Consider the following 18,715-nt stretch of genomic DNA (forward strand, 5'->3'; position numbering starts at 1 on the left):
TGTAAAACCGGTAAACGGGTCGTGCGGCCCGGCAGCCACCACGGGCCGGCGTGGGGACGTGGAAACGGCGCCAGTGCTGGCTCTGCGGGCCGCGGACGTAAAAAAGCCCCCTGGTCAGGGGGCCGTTGCTGGAACAGTGTTTCTCAGCAGCTGGATGCCGCGGGCGTCTTTTCGACCGCCAGACCGAACAGCGGGCGCAGGCGCACGCCCAGCGCGCTGCCGACAAATGCCGCCGGCAGCCACAGCCAGGCGTGCAGGCTGCCCGACAGAATGCCGCTGAAGTAGGCGCCGATGTTGCAGCCGAAAGCCAGGCGCGCGCCGTAGCCCAGCAGCAGGCCGCCGATGACGGCGCCGGCCAGCGAGCGCGCGGGCACCTTCCAGACCGGCGCGAACTTGCCGGCGGCGCTGGCCGCGGCCAGCGCGCCCAGCATCAGGCCGATGTCCATCACCGTGGTCACGTCCTGGCGCAGCGGCGCGCCCAGCGCGGCCTGCTTGCTCCAGTAGGCCCAGGTGGCCACGTCGCCGCCCATCGCGTCCAGCGCCTTGGCGCCCCACAGCGCGAACGCCGAGGTGATGCCCCAGGGGCGGCCGGCCAGCGCCAGCGTGGCGAAGTTCAGCGCCACCAGCGCCACGCCGCCCCAGATCAGCGGCCAGGGCCCCTGCAACAGCGACGTCGGGCGCGCGGTGCGCGAGGCGAACGAGATCACGTGGCCGTGGCGGCGTTTTTCCAGCTTGGTGGCGACCCAGGCGATCAGCGCGAACACCGCCAGGTTGGCGATGATGGCGGGCGCCAGGCCCCAGGTCTTGATGAGCGAGGTCGGCGCCAGCGCGGGCAGGGTCGACCACCAGCCGAAGTGGGCGGTGGCGATGACCGAACCGACGATGAAGAACAGCAGCGTGACCAGCATGCGGGTATTGCCGCCGCCCACCGCGAACAGCGTGCCCGAGGCGCAACCGCCGCCCAGCTGCATGCCGATGCCGAACAGGAACGCGCCCAGCAGCACCGATACGCCCGGGGGCGAGACCAGGCCGTTGACCGGCTGGCCGAACAGCGAACCTTGCGCCAGGAATGGGAAGAACAGCAATACGCCGAGGGCCAGCATGAACATCTGCGCGCGCAACCCGGCGCCGCGGCGGTCCGACACGAACACGCGCCAGGCCTGGGTGAAGCCGAACGACGCGTGGTACAGCGCCACGCCCAGCAGCGCGCCGACGATCCACAGCGCGCCCTGGCGCCAGCTCACGGTCTGGTTCAGGTACAGGGCGCCTGCCAGCACCAGCAGCAGCGCGATCCAGAGCGGCTTGCGGTTGATCTGGATCGGCGGCAGCGCCGAGGGCAGGGGCAGGGTGGAGGCGTTGGTGCTCATGGTCGAGTCCGGGGGATCGGTAAGGTGAAATCCGGCGAAGGAAAAGCAAACGGGCGCGTCGCCGCACCCGTCATCGTGGTGTCCAGTCTAAAGCGCGTCAAACATTTCTCAAAGAATCAATTCTCGCTTTCTTAATAACCAATGGTTATATGCTGGCCTGCGCTGGCCATCACATGATCGGGTTGGCACTGATCCACGCCACCAGCAGGCTCACGGTCACGACCGACAGCACGGTCGACACCAGGATGGCGCGGGACGTCACGCGCGCGTCGCGGCCATACATCTGCGCCAGCATGAAGGGGCCGGTGCCGATCGGCAAGGCGCTCATCAGCACCGCCGTCCAGGCCCACAGCGGCGGCATGGAAAACACCTGGAACGCCAGCAGCGCGGTCACGGCCGGCTGCAGCAGCAGTTTGCCGGCCACCAGCCGCAGCACGCCGGGACCGGAGCTGGCCGATTCGGTCTGGGCCAGGAACAGGCCGATGGTCACCAGCGCGCACGGGCTGGCCGACGCGCCCAGCAGCGACACGTAGCGATCCAGCCCCTCGGGCAGCGCCAGCCCGGTGCCGGCCCACGCCAGGCCCAGCATGGGCGCGGCCAGCAGTGGATTGCGCATCAGCGCGCGGCCTACCTTGGCGAGCGTGGCGGCCAGGCTCGGCGCCTGCTGGCGGTCGAACTCGATCAGGGCGATGGCGCAGCCGAACAGCACGCTGGCCGTCAGCAGCGTGCTGAAGGCCGCGGGCGCCAGGCTCTCGGCGCCGAACAGCGCCAGGCACAGCGGGATGCCCATATAGCCGGCGTTGGCATAGGCGGCGGCCAGTCCCTCGATGCCGCGGTCGGTCAATCCGCGCGGTCCACGCTTGCGCGGCAGGAACGCCAGCAGGAAGGTGACGGCGATGCCGCCGGCAAAGGCGCCGACGAATCCCCAATGCGCCATGTGCGCCAGGTCCACCTGGGTCATGGCGCGGAACAGCAGCGCCGGCAGCGACAGGTAGACCACGTAGCGGTTCAGGGCGTCGGTGGCGGCCGGCCCCAGGATGCGCCAGCGCGCCGCCAGCCATCCGGTCAGGATCAGCGCGAAGACCGGCAGGGCGGCGGTGATGACGGCATTCATGGCGGCGGGTGGCGGGGGCGCGAAAAGGCGCTCATTCTACTTGCCGCGCCGCCGTCGGGGTGCGCGCCGACCGCGTCACCAGCAGGATTCCGAGCGCCGCGAGCACCATGCCGGGCCAGGCCAGCGGCGGGATCGGCTCGTCCAGCACCAGCAGCGCGATGACCGCGGTCGATGGCGGCACCAGGAAGAACAGCGCCGATACGCGCGATGCCTCGCCATGGCGCAGCATGGCCAGCAACAGGGAGATCGCGACCAGCGAATTGCCCACCACCAGGTAGGCCAGCGAGCCCAGCAAGGGCGCGGTCCAGTCGATGTGCATCGGTTCCAGCCAGGATGCCAGCGGTGCCGTGACCGCCAGCCCCACGGCGTATTGCACCGTGTTGGACGTGACGGGGTGGGTCTGCACACCGAAGCGCTTTTCATACAGCGTGCCGCTGGTGATGCAGAGCAGGGCGGCCACGGCGAACACCAGCCCGAGCGTCGAGGCCAGGTCGACCGAGGCCTTGGCAACGATGACCAGCGCCGCGCCGGAAACGCCCAGTCCCAGCCCGGCCCAGCGCCGCGCGTCGACGCGTTCGTGGGCGATCACCGGCGCCAGCAGACCGATCAGGATGGGCTGCAGCGACGTGATCAACGCCAGCCCGCCGGCGGACATGCCCTGCTTGAGGGACAGATAGGTGAAGCAGAAGTAGCCCGCCTGCAGCAGCAGGCCGACCATGGCCAGGTGGCCCCAGGCGCTCGCGCCTTGCGGCAGCGGCGGGCGCAACGCCAGCAGGAACGGCGCCAGCAGCGCCACCACACAGGCATAGCGCAGCGCCAGGAACGTCATCGGGTCGGCATAGGCCAGGCCCACTTTCAGCACGACGAAGCCGCTGGACCACAGCAGCAGGAAAAGCGCGGGCGCGAATTTCAACCAGGCGGGCGTTGCGGCTTGCGGCATGATGGCGATCAGCTGCGGGAATGGGCCAGCCGCGATGGTACGCCTGTTTCGCCGATGCGCCATCCCTGCGAAAATGTCGGCAGTGAATTCATATTCAGCAGTGGCGCGAGGGAAAAAAATGGCCAACCAACAAAAGTCGACGGTACGTATCACCCTGGGAACCTGGGATCGCCTGCGCGACGACGCGTCGTCGGTGCGCTACGACGTGTTCGTGGTTGAGCAGAACGTGCCGCCCGAAGTCGAGATGGATGACGACGATGCGGTCTCGGTGCACGCCGTGGCCTATGCCGCCGACGGCACGCCGCTGGGCACCGGCCGTCTGCTGCCCGACGGCCACATCGGCCGCATGGCCGTGCACAAGCGCGCACGCGGCCTGGGCGTGGGCGGCCAGTTGCTCGACGCCCTGATCGGGCAGGGCCATGGCGATGGCCACCGCATGCTGGTGCTGCATGCGCAGACCCACGCCAAGGGCTTCTACGAGGCCCATGGTTTCCAGGTGGAAGGCGAGGAGTTCATGGAAGCCGGCATCGCGCACGTCGTCATGACGCGGGTGCTGGCCTAGGCGCTTGCGAACGAGCGAACGAGCGAACGATCGGCCGGCTGTCTAGGCCGGCCCGATCATTCGGGCCGCAAAAGAAAAAACCCCGGACGCTTTCGCGAACGGGGTTTTTCTTGGCGCATCACGACAGGTACCTCGTGATGTAATAATTGGTGCCCAGGAGAGGACTCGAACCTCCACACCTTGCGGCACATGGACCTGAACCATGCGCGTCTACCAATTCCGCCACCTGGGCGCTGATGTCTTACCTTCCGCGTCGCTTTCCAGTTTGCGTTCCATCTTTCGACTTCTTGCTACCGGCTGCGTTTCGTTTCGTGTTCAACAGCAGAGGAACGAGATTATGCATACTTTTTTGGAAGTGTGCAAGTCATGCAGCATTTTTTTCACTTTTTTTCGATGCGGCCGGCTTGGCTATAGTGTCGCCCCATGTCACGCCCTGTTTGCCTGCGCTGTAAGCGCCCCGAATCCCATTGCCTGTGCGCCTTGATCCCGGCGCTGCTCCCGCGAACCCGTGTGGTGGTGTTGCAGCATCCGAGCGAGGCGCGCCATGCGCTGAACACAGCGCGGCTTGCGGTGTTGGGGCTGGATGGCGCGCGGCGCCTGGTGGGCGAACGCTTTCGGCATGAGCAGTGGGCCGAGCCTGGCTATGCGCCCTGCGTGCTGTTTCCCGGCGAGGGCGCGGAGGTATTGATTCCGGGGTGCGCCGCCGCGACGGGCGCGCCGGTGCAATTGATTGTGCCCGATGGCACCTGGACTCATGCGCGCAAGCTGCTGCACATCAATCCGCAACTGGCCGCGTTGCCGCGCGTGATGCTGCCGGCCGGTCTGACGTCGCGCTACCGGGTGCGGCACGCGGACATTCCGGGTGCGCTGTCCACCATCGAGGCGGTGACGCACGCGCTCAATGCGCTGGAGGCGCCACGTAATTTCGATGAACTGCTGCGGCCGTTCGAGGCCTTGATCGATGGCCAGATCGCGGGGATGGGGGCTGACCTGTATGCGCGCCATCATCTGAACCGCAAGGTGCCTTGGCGCTGAAGGTTGTTCGATCGAGCAATACTGTCCGGGGGGGGCTAACGTTGGGGTGGGGCGTCACCATCCTTGTGATGGCCTTTGAATCTGGTCGCGGATGGGTCGGCACAGGGCAATTGATGCCGTGCAAAGCAGTTCACGCCAGACCATTCACGCAGATCAAAGCAAAAACCCCGAAAATCTTGCGATTTCCGGGGTTTTCAACTTTTTTGCCAATGCTGTCTGTTTGATTTCACGGCGATGTTTTTCATCGCAAACCCAAACAGCCTCAGCTGAAATTCCGTGGTGCCCAGGAGAGGACTCGAACCTCCACACCTTGCGGCACATGGACCTGAACCATGCGCGTCTACCAATTCCGCCACCTGGGCACTGAGACATTCCAGTCAGAACTTTGTGATACGCTGCCACTTCGATTGCATGAGGTTTTTATTCCCATGTATTTAAAGCGCATGTATTCAAAGCGTAATTGCAAAATCACTCTACAATCCGTCTGACCATTTCTGCTTCAGTGTTCAGCCTTGGGCGAACCACAGAAGCTGCGCATTATATACGGAAAAATTAGCTTTGGCAAAACGATCGAATAACGAATCGAACAACAGATCCACTCCGTTGCCGGAAGCGCCGCCAGACTTCGATCCCGATGTCCCGTCCCGTGAAGCCATTCTGAAGGCGCTGCGATCCGCGGGGGCGCCGCTGTCTCCGGTGGAGCTGGCCGAGCGCATGGGCGTGGAGCGTCCGGCGACGATGGTGGGATTCGAACGCCGCCTGGGCGCGATGGAGCGCGATGGCCAATTGATGCCCAATCGCAAGGGCGTGCTGCTGCTGGCCACCAAGCTGGACTTCGTGGCGGGCAAGGTGCTGGGCCACCGCGACGGTTTCGGCTTCCTGCTGCGCGATGATGGCGGGCCGGACCTGTTCCTGTCGCCGCGCGAAATGCTCAAGGTGCTGCATGGCGACCGCGTGCTGGTCAAGCCGTCGGGTGAATACCGCGGCAAGCCGGAAGGCACCATCGTCGAAGTCATCGAGCGCCGCACCAACAAGCTGGTGGGCCGTTTCCTGCACGAGCACGGCCTGTCCATCGTGGTGCCGGAAGACCAGCGCATCAAGCACGACATCCTGATCCCGCCCAGCGACACCAACGGCGCCCAGCATGGGCAGGTGGTGGCGGTCGAGATCATGGAGCAGCCCACCCGCCACACGCAGCCGCTGGGCCGTGTGTCCGAGGTGTTGGGCGAGATCGACGATCCCGGCATGGAAATCGAGATCGCGGTGCGCAAGTTCGACGTGCCCGTCGAGTTCTCCGAGGCCGCGCGCAAGCAGGCCGCCCGCCTGCCGGACGTGGTCCGCAAGAGTGACCTGAAAGACCGCGTCGACCTGCGCGACGTGCCGCTCATCACCATCGACGGCGAAGACGCGCGCGATTTCGACGATGCCGTCTACTGCGAGGCGGTGGAACTGGGCACCGGCCAGCGCAAGCGGCCGGGCTGGCGCCTGCTGGTGGCGATTGCCGACGTCAGCCACTACGTGCGGCCCGGCGACGCGCTGGACGACGACGCGCTCGAGCGCGGCACCAGCGTGTATTTCCCGCGCCGGGTCATTCCGATGCTGCCCGAGTCGCTGTCCAATGGCCTGTGCTCGCTGAATCCGGACGTCGACCGCCTGGTGCTGGTGTGCGACATGGTGATTCCGGCCTCGGGCGCCAAGGCCGGCACGGTCACCGCCTACCAGTTCTACAACGCGGTGATGCACTCGCATGCCCGCACCACCTACACCAATATCTGGGCGGCGCTGCAGCAGCCCGGCGGCCCGGCGGCCCATGCCATGCGCGCCGTCATGCCGCAGGTGCAGAGCCTGTATGAACTGTTCCACCTGCTGTCTCAGAGCCGCAAGAAGCGCGGCGCGATCGATTTCGACACGGTCGAGACCAAGATCGTCTGCAACGAGCTGGGGCGCATCGAGCAGATCGTGCCGTCGGTGCGCAACGATGCCCACAAGCTGATCGAGGAATGCATGCTGGCCGCCAACACCTGCGCGGCCGACTTCATGACGCGCAGCAAGCATCCCGGCCTGTACCGCATCCATGAAGGCCCGACGCCCGAGCGCCTGCAATCGCTGCGCGAGTTCCTGCGCACCATGGGCCTGTCGCTGGGCGGGGGCGATACGCCCACGGCCAAGGACTACGGCGATTTCCTCGATTCCGTGCGCGGTCGTCCCGATTACCAGTTGCTCCAGACCATGTGCCTGCGCTCGATGCAGCAGGCCATCTACAGTCCGGACAACCTGGGTCACTTCGGTCTGTCGTATCCCGGCTACAGCCACTTCACCTCGCCCATCCGGCGCTATCCGGACCTGCTGACGCACCGCGTCATCAAGGCCCTGCTGGCGGGGCAGCGCTACGTGCCCAGCCTGGACGACCAGCCGGTCGTCATCGGCCGCACCCAGCGCGAGCATGAGCACGCCATCTGGGAAAAGATGGGCCTGGTGCTGTCGGCCAGCGAGCGCCGCGCCGACGAGGCCTCGCGCGACGTCGAGGCCTGGCTCAAGTGCTGGTTCGTCAAGGAGCGTGTGGGCGAGGACTTCAGCGGCACCGTCACCGGCGTGGCCAGCTTCGGCATCTTCGTCACGCTGGATACGCTGCACGTCGAAGGGCTGGTGCACGTGTCCGAGCTGGGCGGCGAGTACTTCCAGTTCAACGATGCGCTGCATGAGCTGCGCGGCGAACGTACCGGCATGCGCTACCGCCTGACCGACAAGGTCCAGGTGCAGGTCTCGCGCGTGGACCTGGAGGCGCGCCGCATCGAGTTCCGCCTGGTGCAGGGCACCAGCTTCGAGGCCTTGCGCAAGGCGTCCGCGCGTGGTCCCGACGAGGGTCCGCGCCGCGTGAAGAAGGCGGCCGCGCCCAAGCCGGCCGCGCTCAAGGGCCAGACCGCCAAGGAGCGGCGCGCCGAGGCCAAGAAGGCCGGCAAGCCGTCCAAGGTCGCCCAGCAGCGCGCCGCGCCTGCCAAGAAGGCCACGCGCAAACGCCACTGACAGGGCGCCGCCCGGGTTTCGGCCCGGGCGGGCGGCCGCCCCATAAGGGGTAACATTGCGCCTATGGCCGGCCTGTCCGGCGGCCCGCTCCGTTCCGGGGCGGGCATTCGTTTCTCTAAAGGTATTTGCATTTATGGCGTCGACCCAAGTCCTTGCCGGGTTTCACGCGGTTGTCGCGCGGCTGCGCCACGCGCCCGAGTCGATCAAGGAAATCTACGTAGAAGCGTCGCGCCGCGACAAGCGCATGCAGACGTTCATCGAGCAGGCCGAGAGGGCCGGCTGTCGCCTGCATCCGGTCGCCATGGAGCGCCTGGACGGCCTGGCGCGCGGCACCCGTCACCAGGGCGTGGTGGCGCTGGCCGACGAGCGCCAGCTGGCGGTGGACGTGGACGAAGTGCTCGACGTGATCGAGGGCCCGCCGCTGCTGCTGATCCTGGATGGCGTGACCGATCCGCACAACCTGGGCGCCTGCCTGCGCACGGCCGATGCCGCGGGCGTGCACGCCGTGATCGCCCCGCGCGACCGCGCGGTGGGCCTGAACAGCACCGTGCAGCGCGTGGCCTGCGGCGCAGCCGACACCGTGCCGTACCTGATGGTCACCAACCTGGCGCGCACCATGCGCAGCCTGAAGGACCGCGGCGTATGGCTGGTCGGCACCGACGACCAGGCGACCGACAGCATGCACCGGATCGACGCGCGCCAGCCGATGGCCTGGGTCATGGGCGCCGAAGGCGAGGGCATGCGCCGCCTGACGCGCGAGACCTGCGACCAACTGGTCAACATTCCCATGCTGGGTTCGGTCGAGAGCTTGAACGTCAGCGTGGCCAGCGCGGTGTGCCTGTATGAAACCGTGCGCCAGCGCCAGGCCTGAGCCGGCCATGCCTTCCTTTTCGTAGACCCTTTCTCTTTCGCGTCGCCCATCATGCACCAGAACGGCTTTACCACCACGATCCTCCATTCCGACCGCCAGCAATCCGTCGAGCACGGAGCGGTGCACAAGCCGATGCATCCTTCGTCGGAATTCGCCTACGCCGATGCGCGCGAACTGGCCGCCGTCTTCCAGGGCAAGGCGGGCTTCACCTATGCCCGCCAGGGCACGCCGACCACCACGGCGCTGGAAGCCAAGGTGAACCACATGGAGGCGGGCAAGGGTACGGTGAGCTTCGCCACCGGCATGGCCGCGCTGGCCGCCATCTTCACCACGCTGCTGCGCCGTGGCGACCATCTGGTGTCGAGCCAGTACGTGTTCGGCAACACCAACAGCCTGCTGGGCACGCTGCTGGAGCTGGGCGTGGAGATCACCTTCGTCGATGCCACCGACTCGGCGCAGGTGCGCGCGGCGATCCAGCCCAACACTCGCATGGTGTTCACCGAGACCATCGCCAACCCCGGCACCCAGGTCGCCGACCTCGCGGTGATCGGCGAGATCTGCCGCGAGAAAGGGCTGGTCTACGTCGTGGACAACACGCTGACCTCGCCGTGGATGTTCCGGCCGGCGACGGTGGGCGCGTCGCTGGTGATGAACTCGCTGTCCAAGTACATCGGCGGCCACGGCAATGCGCTGGGCGGCGCGGTTACCGACACGGGCCTGTATGACTGGGCCAATTATTCGAACATCTACGATGCCTATCGCAAGGGGCCGTCCACCGGCTGGGGGCTGACACAGATCAAGAAGAAGGGCCTGCGCGACATGGGCGGCACGCTGGCGGCCGAGCCCGCGCACCGCATTGCGGTGGGCGCCGAGACGCTGGCGCTGCGCATGGCCAAGCATTGCTCCAATGCGCTGGCGCTGGCGCGCTTTCTGGAAGAGCACCGCGGCGTGGCCAAGGTGCATTACCCCGGCCTGGCCAGCCATCCGCAGCACGCGCGCGCCGCGGCGCTGTTCGGTTCGCGCTTCGGCGGGCTGCTGGGCGTGGAACTGGCCGACGGCGTGGACTGCTTCGATTTCCTGAACCGCCTGCGCATCGTGCTGATGGCGACGCACCTGGGCGACACGCGCAGCCTGGCGCTGCCCGCCGCGCACACCATCTATTACGAGATGGGCGCCGAGCGCCGCAAGCAGATGGGTATCGCCGACAGCCTGATCCGGGTATCGGTGGGCATCGAGGATGAGACCGATCTGCTATTTGACTTCGATCAGGCGCTCAACGGCTGCCTGCAGGGATAATTCACGGGGCATGGCGCGCGGCAGGGCGCCGCGCCGCAACCCGGGCAGGAACCCATGCTTATACAGATCGCCGAAGTTTTCACTGCCGACGAGGCCGCCGCCATCCGCCATCGCCTCGAGGCTGCCGACTGGGTGGATGGCAAGGTCACGGCGGGCTACCAGTCCGCCGAGGTCAAGCACAATCGCCAATTGCCGGAGCAGCATCCGCTGGCGCAGGAGCTCGGCAGCCTGATCCTGCAGCGCCTGGCGGGCAACAACCTGTTCATGTCCGCCGCCCTGCCGCGCAAGATATTCCCGCCGCTGTTCAACCGCTACGAAGGCGGCGAGGCTTTCGGCTACCACGTCGACAACGCCGTGCGCGGCATTGCCGGCAGCGGCGAACGCGTGCGCACGGACCTGTCCGCCACGCTGTTCTTTTCCGAGCCTGATTCCTACGACGGCGGCGAACTGGTCGTCGACGATACCTACGGCCCGCGCAGCGTGAAGCTGCCGGCCGGGCACATGGTGCTGTATCCGGGAACCAGCCTGCACAAGGTCAATCCCGTGACGCGCGGCGCCCGGATCAGTTCGTTCTTCTGGATGCAAAGCCTGGTGCGCGAAGACAGCCAGCGCGCCTTGCTGCTCGACATGGACGTGGCCATCCAGCGTTTGAACCAGGACGCGGCGGGGCATCCGTCGATCATCCAGCTGACCGGCATCTATCACAACCTGCTGCGCCGCTGGGTGGATGTCTGAGCGTGATTCGAGGCGCCTTCGAGGCGCGCTCGACGCGCATTTGGAACGCATTTGGAACGCATTCGGAACATCACTTGGCGTTGTCGCGCAAACCCCGAAATGCGTGTTTTTGTTTATTGCGAAAAGGCCTAAAAGCTAGTATTGGTGCGGCTTGTGGTGAGGTTATCGCTTGACAGCCGCTCTACGCCAAGGCCTAATACACGTCTGCGTCGCTGACGGTTCTGGAGCTGCAAAGCCCTTGAAACCCAGGCGGCGCAGCAGTTTAAAAGTTGTGCTTTGCAGCGCAAGAAAAAGTTTATCCACTAGTCTGTTCGTCGTTTGTCGGGTCTTCGCGTCAAGTCGTGGCGTCCAACATGACAGCCATGAACTGCACTCCCGGCAGACTCCATACCTTGTGAGGGGTACACCTGAATGAACAAAACCGAACTCATCGATCACATTGCCAGCAAGGCCGATATCTCCAAGGCTGCCGCCGGTCGTTCGCTTGACGCCCTGATCGGTGCCGTCAAGACCACCCTGAAGAAGGGCGGTACGGTCACGCTGGTGGGCTTCGGCACGTTTGCCGTGTCGGCTCGCGCCGCTCGTACCGGCCGCAACCCGCGCACCGGCGAAACCATCAAGATCAAGAAGGCCAAGGTGCCGAAGTTCCGTCCGGGCAAGGCCCTGAAGGACGCCGTCAACTGATCGACGGCCAGGCAGATTGCACGGGCACGGCACCCGTTGATTTGCCGACAGGTACGCGGTCCGGTATACTCCGGCCCGCGTATTGCTTTTGAGTACCCCGGCCAGCGATTTTCCGCGTGACGTTCGCGGCAGATTCGACACCAAGACGGGTGCTTAGCTCAGTTGGTAGAGCGGCGCCCTTACAAGGCGTAGGTCACAGGTTCGACCCCTGTAGCACCCACCATCAGCAAGCCGAAACAGAAACCCGCACACGGTACCGTGGCGGGTTTTTTGTTTTTGCGCTTGTCGTGCGCATGTAGGGGGGGCGTCTGGGCAGGCTTGCGGACGCGAGTCATGTGGATGCGCACTGGGGATGCGCAGTGTGGATGCGGTGCGCGCAGGCTCCGTGGCGCAGGCGCTGGCGAAAGAGCGCGTGGTGTGTGTTCGTTCCTGTGCGGGTTGTGGGCTTGTTTGCGCGCGCGCAGGGTTGGCGGTGCATCTGGGTGTTACGCTATTGCAGACGAAATATGACGTGCGAATCATTCGCATTTAAGATATGATGTTCGGCTTGTACCGGTCAGCCGGCGCGCGTCCGTGGCGCGCGTTTTCCTGGCTGGCCAGATAAGTTAATGCACCCTGGCTGATTCATGCCTAGCTTTCAACGTGGTTTGAACACTTCACCGCCGTCTTCCCTTGGTATACGCGTAGGCGCTGGCCTGGCGGTCGTTGCGCTACACGCCGCAGTGGTCTATGCCATTTACCTGGCTCCCGAGAACCGTCCTGAACTGGAGGAACCCGAGGCCATCATGGTGAGTGTGGTGGATGCTCCCACTCCCCAGATCGCCAAAGCCGACCCCACGCCGGAAGTGCCGCAACCGGTGACCGAAACGCCGCCCGAACCACAGCCCGAGATCGAGCCCGAACCCGAGCCGGATCCGAAGGTGGAGCCCGAACCGGAGCCCGAACCCGAACCGGTGGTCGAAAAACCGCCGATGCCGGCCCCCAAGCCGAAGCCCAAGCCGAAACCCAAGCCCCAGCCCAAGCAGGAAGTCAAACCCGAGCCCAAGCCCGAGACGCCGCCCGTCGAAACGCCGCCCACCGGTACCCCCGACGGCGCGCAGACCACGCAGGCGCCGCGCCAAGGTCCGCCGCCCGACCAGATCCTGCAGGAAACCCAGATCGAATACCTGGGGGCGCGGCCCATGCCCAACTACCCGATGGCATCGCGCCGCATGCGGGAAGAGGGCCGGGTGGTGGTGCTGGTGGAAATCAATACCCAGGGACTGGTCGAGCGGGCCACCGTCGATTCGTCCTCGGGCTTCCCCAGGCTGGACGAGTCGGCATTGGCCGCCGCGCGCAAGGCCCGCATGAAACCCTATAGCCGCAATGGCGTGGCTTATCCCGCCAAAGCAAAGATTCCGTTCGATTTCGTAATGAGGAACTGAGATGTCCAACGCAATGCACAGCGCCACCCTGGTGGCGCAGGCGGCCACCAGCCCGGCAGCGGCTCCGGCGGCCGCGGCACCCGCCGCCGCCGCTGCGGCGCCCGCCGCCCAGCAAGCCGCCACCGCGGCCGGCGGCATCGTCCAGCAGGCCACCGGCGCCGTCCAGCAATCCGCGGAGGCGCTGCACAGCGCCGCCGCCGCGCTGCCCGCGGCCGCGCCGGTGCCGGCACCGGCGCCGGTCCCCGACATGGGCTTCCTGCACTTCGTCGCGCAGAGCGACTTCGTCGGCAAGACCCTGTTCATCATCCTGATCCTGATGTCGCTGGTGACCTGGTACCTGATCCTGGTCAAGGTCGGCAGCAACATCAGCATGCGCCGCCGCTCGGCCGACTTCCTGAACAAGTTCTGGAACTCCAGCTCGCTGGAACAGGTCGAGCACGAAATCACCACGCACGGGGCGCGTGATCCGTTCTCGCACCTGGCCAGCCACGCCATGCATGCCCAGGCGCATCACAACAAGTTCGGCGCCACCAAGCTGGAAGAAGCCGGCTCGAACGGCGATTTCGTCACCCGCACCATGCGCAAGGTGATCGACGAGGAAACCGCCAAGCTCGAAAACGGCCTGACGGTGCTGGCCTCGGTGGGCTCGACCGCGCCGTTCGTCGGCCTGTTCGGCACCGTGTGGGGCGTGTACCATGCGCTGGTCGGTATCGGCCTGTCCGATGGCGTCACCATCAACCGCATCGCCGGTCCGGTGGGCGAGGCCCTGATCATGACCGGCCTGGGTCTGGCGGTCGCCATTCCGGCGGTGCTGGCCTACAACACCTTCGTGCGCAACAACCGCGTCTACCTGTCGCGCCTGGATGCCTTTGCGCACGACCTGTTCGCCTTCCTGACGACCGGCCAGCAAGTGGCCCTGTCGGACAGCAAGGTGCGCGCCCTGCGCCGCCAGCACGGTAACGGCGCCGCGGTTCAACGCGGGAGCGAATAATGGCTTTTGGCAGCTTCGAGGGCAAGGGATCCGGGAGCCATACGGTTTCCGAGATCAACATGGTGCCGTTGATCGACGTCATGCTGGTGCTGCTGGTGATCTTCATCATCACGGCGCCGTTGCTGGCCCACTCGATCAAGATCAACATGCCCCAGGTGGCCGCCGAGCAGATCGAGGAAGAACCCAAGACCGTGGATCTGGCCATCGATGCCGGCGGCGCGCTGTTCTGGGACGAAAAGCCGGTCAATATCGACGACCTGCCGAACCGCTTCAAGTCGATCGCCGGCACCAAGCCGCAACCCGAGATCCGCATCCGCGCCGACCAGAATACCCGCTACGAGACCCTGGCCAAGGTCATGGCTTCGGCGCGCCGGTCGGGCATGACGCGCATCGGCTTCGTCACCACGCCGCCCTCGGGCGCGCCGGCGGGGGAGGCCCCGGCAGCAGGCGGAGCCGCCCCGGCGCCGTCCGCCCGTTGAACGATTCCCGGCAGCGGGGCGCATTTCGCGCCCCGTTTTTTCCGGGATCGCGCTAGAATCGCGGCATGCGAGTTCTGGTAATCGAAGACGACACCACCCTGGGCCATGCGCTCCAGGAATTTCTGGCCGACCAGGGTTATGCGGTCGACTGGCTCACCGACGGCGACCGGGTTCTGGGCGCGCTGGCAGGCCAGCCGTATGACCTGATGCTGCTCGACCTCAACCTGCCGGGCATGAGCGGCCTGGACGTGCTGCGTCAACTGCGCCAGGACGGCAACCAGGTGCCGGTGCTGATCCTGACGGCCCGTGACGGCATCGAGGACCGCGTCGCCGGCCTGGATGCCGGCGCCGATGACTACGTCACCAAGCCTTTCGAACTGCCCGAGCTGGCCGCCCGGGTGCGCGCCTTCGGCCGCCGCCGCGCGGGGCAGGCGCAGCCTTTGATCGAAGTCGGGCCGCTGGTGTTCGACACCGTCGGCCGCGAAGTCCGCGCCAATGGCCAGCGCCTGTCGCTGTCGGTGCGCGAGCTGTCCGTGCTGGAAATGCTGATGGCCCGCGTGGGCCGCGTGGTCACCAAGCGTCAGATCGTGAATTCCCTGTCCGCCTGGGATGCCGATTTCAGCGAAAACGCAGTGGAAGTCTACGTATACCGCCTGCGCAAGCGCCTGGAAGGCACCGGCGCCAGCATCCAGACCGTGCGTGGCTTCGGCTACATGCTGGATGTGGAAACGGCCTGACGGCCTCCCTGGCCGCCTGGCGCCGGCTGGCGTAGCCGGCCCGCGGCGGCCGGAATCCCTGCCCGCCTAAGCGAGGGCACCGCGTCATGACGCTAGAACGCACTCCTCCCGCTCCTACGGCCTCGCGCCCCTTGCTCCCCTCCCGTTCGCTCGCGCGGCATCTGGTCATCCGGCTGATGCCGCCGATCCTGCTACTGGTGCTGCTGGACCTGGCCGCCACCTGGGTCATCACCCACAAGATCGACATGTCCCTCTGGATGCTGGAGGACTTTTTCTGGCTGATGGTGGTGGGGCAGGTGGCGCTGATCGGCCTGTTCACCTGGGTCGTGGTGCAGGGTGTGCGCTCCGGCCTGCGCTCGGTCAACCACCTGTCCGAGGAAATCCGCCAGCGTTCCATCGACGACATGCAGCCACTGGAAGTGGTCGGCGTGCCGGTCGAGATCGAACCGCTGGTCACGCATACCAACGACCTGCTGCTGCGGCTCGATGCCTCGCTGGCGGCGCAGCGGCGCTTCATAGGCCACGCCGCGCACCAGTTGCGCACGCCCCTGTCGGGGCTGCGCCTGGAATCAGAACTGATGCTGGCCCGGCCCCTGCCCGACGATGTGCGGGCGCGCGCCGAGCGCATCAAGGCGGTCAGTGATCGTATGATCCGCCTGGGCCAGCAACTGCTGGTGCTGGCGCGGGCCGACCCCAACGCCCGGCCGCAGGACAGCTTCGTGCGCATCGACCTGTGCGAATGGGTGCGGGCGCACGGCGCGGAGTGGTTTCCGCGGGTGCGCGAGGCGCGCTATGAGCTGGACCTGGTGGCCCCGGATGCGCCGATCTGGATCGACGCCGATCCGTTGTTGCTGGCCGAGTTACTGGGCAACCTGATCGACAATGCGCTGCGCTACGGCAACGCCACCGGCCGGATCACCTTGATCGTGGGCGCCAACCCGCCTTCGTTGACGGTCGAGGACGATGGCCCAGGCATTCCTCCCGAAGAACGCGACCGCGTCTTCGAGGCGTTCTATCGTTCCCCGTCGGCCAGCGCCGGCGGTTCGGGCCTGGGATTGGCCATTGTGCGCGAGATCGCGCACGCCCACGGCGCCTGGTGGAAGCTCACCAGCCGCCCGGATTTTTCCGGAACGCGGCTTTCGGTCGTGTTTCCCGGCCCTCGCAAGGGGGCTCAACTCACTCGGCAAGAACCCACATCATGAGCCAGGGCTCGGTCAGCGTTCCTCCCTCGTCCAACGGCCACGCCGCCGGCGGGCATGCACCTTCGTCGCGCGCGGCTCTCGTCCTGGGGGCGCTGGGCGTGGTGTATGGCGATATCGGCACCAGTCCGCTGTACACGCTGCGCGCGTGCCTCACCGGGCTGAGCGTGCACACCGACCTGGAGCCGGCCCACTTGCTGGGTGTGCTGTCCATCCTGTTCTGGATGTTGATGGTGGTGGTGTCGTTCAAGTACGTGACGCTGGTGCTGCGCGCCGACAACCGCGGTGAAGGCGGCACGCTGGCCCTGCTGGAGCTGGCGGTGCGCAGCCGCGAGGGCAAGCTGCGCTGGGTATTGATCGTGCTGGGCATTTTCGGCGCGGCGCTGTTCTATGGCGACAGCATGATCACGCCGGCGATCTCGGTGCTGTCGGCGCTGGAGGGGATCGGCATCGTGTCGCACACGCTGGATGCGTGGGTGGTGCCGTTGGCGCTGGTGGTGCTGGTGGCGCTGTTTGCGATCCAGTCGCACGGCACGGGCGCCATGGGCAAGCTGTTCGGGCCGGTGATGCTGCTGTGGTTCGGCACGCTGGCGGCGCTGGGCGCCTGGCAGGTGTGGCAGACGCCCGAGGTGCTGGCGGCGCTCAATCCGATGTGGGGCCTGCGCTTCATCGTCGAATTCCCGTGGATCAGTTTCGTGCTGCTGGGCGCGGTGGTGCTGGCGCTGACCGGCGCCGAGGCGCTGTATGCCGACATGGGCCATTTCGGCCGCCCGGCCATCCGCAGCGCCTGGTTCAGCATGGTGCTGCCGGCGTTGACGTTGTGCTATTTCGGCCAGGGCGCGCTGTTGTTGCGCGATCCCAGCGCGATCCGCAATCCTTTCTTCATGATGGCGCCGGAGTGGGGCCTGGCGCCGCTGGTGGCGCTGGCGACGGTGGCCACCATCGTGGCGTCGCAGGCGGTGATCTCGGGCGCTTACTCGGTGACGCGCCAGGCGGTGCAGCTGGGGTTCTGGCCGCGCATGCAGATCCTGCACACGTCGGCGGTGGAGAAGGGCCAGATCTACCTGCCGCAGGTCAATGCGCTGCTGCTGTGCGCGGTGCTTGTGCTGGTGCTGCTGTTCCGCAATTCCGACAACCTGGCGGCGGCCTACGGTTTCGCGGTGACGGGGACGATGCTGACGACGTCGGTGTTGGCGTTCGCGGTGCTGCCGCGGGGCACGACGGGCGCCAAGCGTATGCTGTGGTTCGTGGTGCTGGGCCTGCTGCTGTTGTTCGATGTGCTGCTGTTCTCGGCCAACGTCTTCAAGATCCACGAAGGCGGCTGGCTGCCGCTGGTGGTGGCGATCGTGGTGTTCACGCTGATGATGACCTGGCGCCGCGGCCGTCGGCTGCTGTCCGACATGCAGCAGCGCGACCGCCAGCCGCTCAAGGAATTCATGGAGCAGTTGGAGGCCTATCCGCCGTCACGGGTGCCGGGCACGGCGATCTTCATGACGATGAATTCGGGCAATGTGCCACCGGCGCTGCTGCATAACCTGAAGCACAACAAGGTGCTGCATGACCATGTGCTGTTCCTGACGATCCGGGTGGCCGACGTGCCCTATGTGTCCGAGGACGAGCGCTTCACGGTGCAGAAGATGAGCGCGTCGAGCTGGGCGGCGACGATCAACTACGGTTTCAAGGAAGATCCGGACGTGCCGGAGGCGCTGCGGCTGGTGGCGGAGGCGTATCCGGAGCTGGATCTGGAGCCGATGCGCACATCCTACTTCCTCTCGCGGCAGACTGTGGTGGCGGCCAGGAAGCCGGCCTTGTGGCGCTGGCGGCGGGCGGTGTTTTCGTTCATGGCGCGCAATTCGACGCGGAGCACGAAGTTTTTCAAGATTCCGGCGAATCGGGTTGTGGAGATGGGGATGCAGGTCGAACTTTAGGCCTGGGGGTTGAGTTCTTGAGGCGCCCGCCGCGTTGGCGTTGCGGGGGCGCGGGGCTACGATTGCGGTCCGGAGCGTTCGCTCCGGACTGCCCCTTTCTCATCCTCGTCCTCGCCTTCGGCGACTCCTTCGGATTCCGTCGGGCGCATCTACACGCCCCGCACCCCCGCAACGCCAACCCGGCGGGCTGCAATGTCTGCATCTTGGCGGACTTTGGGGCGGGCGGTTTGCTTGACGTTCTTGCCCATGGTTTATTGAAGTGAGAAGGATCTTTCGGGGTCGCCAAAAGGAGGCCGCGCGGGCGGCCACCTTTTGGCATTTGGGCGGTG

General features: G+C 66.2%; 16 protein-coding genes and 3 tRNA genes. 14 read left to right on the top strand and 5 right to left on the bottom strand.

Features of this window, described 5'->3' with window-relative positions; translation table 11 throughout:
* Window positions 1-143: 143 nt before the first annotated feature.
* The 3 genes from ACVN9Z_RS15810 to ACVN9Z_RS15820 form a co-directional block, all read right to left on the bottom strand.
* Entirely contained in the window at window positions 144-1,367 is a 1,224-nt protein-coding gene (locus tag ACVN9Z_RS15810) for a YeeE/YedE family protein (RefSeq protein ID WP_458212385.1), read from the bottom strand.
* A 169-nt stretch (window positions 1,368-1,536) separates the two neighbouring features.
* A complete protein-coding gene (locus ACVN9Z_RS15815) occupies window positions 1,537-2,481 on the bottom strand; it encodes an AEC family transporter (protein WP_024068282.1) in 945 nt (314 codons plus the stop codon).
* A gap of 31 nt (window positions 2,482-2,512) precedes the next feature.
* The gene (locus ACVN9Z_RS15820) at window positions 2,513-3,421 is read right to left on the bottom strand and encodes a DMT family transporter (RefSeq protein WP_458212386.1); all 909 of its coding nucleotides are present in this window, start codon (window positions 3,419-3,421) and stop codon (window positions 2,513-2,515) included.
* Between the two features lie 118 nt (window positions 3,422-3,539).
* Here ACVN9Z_RS15820 and ACVN9Z_RS15825 point away from each other — a divergent pair, with 118 nt between their 5' ends.
* Window positions 3,540-3,983 carry a GNAT family N-acetyltransferase gene (locus tag ACVN9Z_RS15825; RefSeq protein WP_006388505.1) on the top strand — a complete coding sequence of 148 codons (444 nt, stop codon included), beginning with the start codon at window positions 3,540-3,542 and terminating at the stop codon, window positions 3,981-3,983.
* A 147-nt stretch (window positions 3,984-4,130) separates the two neighbouring features.
* Here ACVN9Z_RS15825 and ACVN9Z_RS15830 read toward each other — a convergent pair.
* Window positions 4,131-4,215, bottom strand: a tRNA-Leu gene (locus tag ACVN9Z_RS15830).
* Between the two features lie 191 nt (window positions 4,216-4,406).
* Between ACVN9Z_RS15830 and ACVN9Z_RS15835 the strand changes: the two genes are divergently transcribed.
* The gene (locus ACVN9Z_RS15835; RefSeq protein WP_054481121.1) at window positions 4,407-5,018 is read left to right on the top strand and encodes a tRNA-uridine aminocarboxypropyltransferase; all 612 of its coding nucleotides are present in this window, start codon (window positions 4,407-4,409) and stop codon (window positions 5,016-5,018) included.
* A 277-nt stretch (window positions 5,019-5,295) separates the two neighbouring features.
* Here the strand turns inward: ACVN9Z_RS15835 and ACVN9Z_RS15840 are convergent.
* Window positions 5,296-5,380: transfer RNA gene (locus tag ACVN9Z_RS15840), tRNA-Leu, on the bottom strand.
* Between the two features lie 196 nt (window positions 5,381-5,576).
* Between ACVN9Z_RS15840 and rnr the strand changes: the two genes are divergently transcribed.
* The 12 genes from rnr (at window position 5,577) to ACVN9Z_RS15900 (ending at window position 18,386) form a co-directional block, all read left to right on the top strand.
* Complete coding sequence (gene rnr / locus ACVN9Z_RS15845; RefSeq protein WP_054513316.1) at window positions 5,577-8,042, top strand: ribonuclease R; 2,466 nt, start codon at window positions 5,577-5,579, stop codon at window positions 8,040-8,042.
* Window positions 8,043-8,175: 133 nt separating this feature from the next.
* Window positions 8,176-8,913, top strand: a complete 738-nt coding sequence (gene rlmB, locus ACVN9Z_RS15850; RefSeq protein WP_006388508.1) for a 23S rRNA (guanosine(2251)-2'-O)-methyltransferase RlmB — start codon at window positions 8,176-8,178, stop codon at window positions 8,911-8,913.
* 51 nt (window positions 8,914-8,964) lie between these two features.
* Window positions 8,965-10,209, top strand: a complete 1,245-nt coding sequence (locus ACVN9Z_RS15855) for a cystathionine gamma-synthase family protein (RefSeq protein ID WP_006388509.1) — start codon at window positions 8,965-8,967, stop codon at window positions 10,207-10,209.
* Window positions 10,210-10,263: 54 nt separating this feature from the next.
* Window positions 10,264-10,944 (top strand): Fe2+-dependent dioxygenase, encoded by a 681-nt coding sequence (locus tag ACVN9Z_RS15860; RefSeq protein ID WP_006388510.1) that lies wholly within the window; start codon window positions 10,264-10,266, stop codon window positions 10,942-10,944.
* A 411-nt stretch (window positions 10,945-11,355) separates the two neighbouring features.
* Window positions 11,356-11,628: an HU family DNA-binding protein gene (locus tag ACVN9Z_RS15865; protein ID WP_003812968.1), complete on the top strand. Its 273-nt coding sequence runs from the start codon at window positions 11,356-11,358 to the stop codon at window positions 11,626-11,628.
* 147 nt (window positions 11,629-11,775) lie between these two features.
* Window positions 11,776-11,851 (top strand) — tRNA-Val (locus tag ACVN9Z_RS15870).
* Between the two features lie 403 nt (window positions 11,852-12,254).
* Window positions 12,255-13,052 carry an energy transducer TonB gene (locus ACVN9Z_RS15875; RefSeq protein ID WP_038503127.1) on the top strand — a complete coding sequence of 266 codons (798 nt, stop codon included), beginning with the start codon at window positions 12,255-12,257 and terminating at the stop codon, window positions 13,050-13,052.
* 1 nt (window position 13,053) lies between these two features.
* The gene (locus tag ACVN9Z_RS15880) at window positions 13,054-14,043 is read left to right on the top strand and encodes a MotA/TolQ/ExbB proton channel family protein (protein WP_024068288.1); all 990 of its coding nucleotides are present in this window, start codon (window positions 13,054-13,056) and stop codon (window positions 14,041-14,043) included.
* Window positions 14,043-14,522, top strand: coding sequence for an ExbD/TolR family protein (locus ACVN9Z_RS15885; RefSeq protein WP_006388514.1), 480 nt, complete (start codon window positions 14,043-14,045; stop codon window positions 14,520-14,522). Before ACVN9Z_RS15880 ends, ACVN9Z_RS15885 begins: the two co-directional genes overlap by 1 nt.
* Window positions 14,523-14,587: 65 nt before the next feature.
* Window positions 14,588-15,259, top strand: a complete 672-nt coding sequence (locus ACVN9Z_RS15890) for a response regulator transcription factor (RefSeq protein WP_024068289.1) — start codon at window positions 14,588-14,590, stop codon at window positions 15,257-15,259.
* Between the two features lie 86 nt (window positions 15,260-15,345).
* Window positions 15,346-16,461 (top strand): sensor histidine kinase, encoded by a 1,116-nt coding sequence (locus tag ACVN9Z_RS15895; RefSeq protein WP_006388515.1) that lies wholly within the window; start codon window positions 15,346-15,348, stop codon window positions 16,459-16,461.
* Entirely contained in the window at window positions 16,458-18,386 is a 1,929-nt protein-coding gene (locus ACVN9Z_RS15900; RefSeq protein WP_006388516.1) for a potassium transporter Kup, read from the top strand. Before ACVN9Z_RS15895 ends, ACVN9Z_RS15900 begins: the two co-directional genes overlap by 4 nt.
* The last annotated feature ends 329 nt before the right edge of the window (window positions 18,387-18,715 follow it).

The organism is Achromobacter sp. KK8, from assembly GCF_054188005.1.

Coding starts and splice junctions, on each gene's coding strand:
- ACVN9Z_RS15810 (WP_458212385.1), bottom strand. CDS start 1,367: ATGAGCACCAACGCCTCCACCCTGCCCCTGCCCTCGGCGCTGCCGCCG.
- ACVN9Z_RS15815 (WP_024068282.1), bottom strand. CDS start 2,481: ATGAATGCCGTCATCACCGCCGCCCTGCCGGTCTTCGCGCTGATCCTG.
- ACVN9Z_RS15820 (WP_458212386.1), bottom strand. CDS start 3,421: ATGCCGCAAGCCGCAACGCCCGCCTGGTTGAAATTCGCGCCCGCGCTT.
- ACVN9Z_RS15825 (WP_006388505.1), top strand. CDS start 3,540: ATGGCCAACCAACAAAAGTCGACGGTACGTATCACCCTGGGAACCTGG.
- ACVN9Z_RS15835 (WP_054481121.1), top strand. CDS start 4,407: ATGTCACGCCCTGTTTGCCTGCGCTGTAAGCGCCCCGAATCCCATTGC.
- rlmB (WP_006388508.1), top strand. CDS start 8,176: ATGGCGTCGACCCAAGTCCTTGCCGGGTTTCACGCGGTTGTCGCGCGG.
- ACVN9Z_RS15855 (WP_006388509.1), top strand. CDS start 8,965: ATGCACCAGAACGGCTTTACCACCACGATCCTCCATTCCGACCGCCAG.
- ACVN9Z_RS15860 (WP_006388510.1), top strand. CDS start 10,264: ATGCTTATACAGATCGCCGAAGTTTTCACTGCCGACGAGGCCGCCGCC.
- ACVN9Z_RS15865 (WP_003812968.1), top strand. CDS start 11,356: ATGAACAAAACCGAACTCATCGATCACATTGCCAGCAAGGCCGATATC.
- ACVN9Z_RS15875 (WP_038503127.1), top strand. CDS start 12,255: ATGCCTAGCTTTCAACGTGGTTTGAACACTTCACCGCCGTCTTCCCTT.
- ACVN9Z_RS15880 (WP_024068288.1), top strand. CDS start 13,054: ATGTCCAACGCAATGCACAGCGCCACCCTGGTGGCGCAGGCGGCCACC.
- ACVN9Z_RS15885 (WP_006388514.1), top strand. CDS start 14,043: ATGGCTTTTGGCAGCTTCGAGGGCAAGGGATCCGGGAGCCATACGGTT.
- ACVN9Z_RS15890 (WP_024068289.1), top strand. CDS start 14,588: ATGCGAGTTCTGGTAATCGAAGACGACACCACCCTGGGCCATGCGCTC.
- ACVN9Z_RS15895 (WP_006388515.1), top strand. CDS start 15,346: ATGACGCTAGAACGCACTCCTCCCGCTCCTACGGCCTCGCGCCCCTTG.
- ACVN9Z_RS15900 (WP_006388516.1), top strand. CDS start 16,458: ATGAGCCAGGGCTCGGTCAGCGTTCCTCCCTCGTCCAACGGCCACGCC.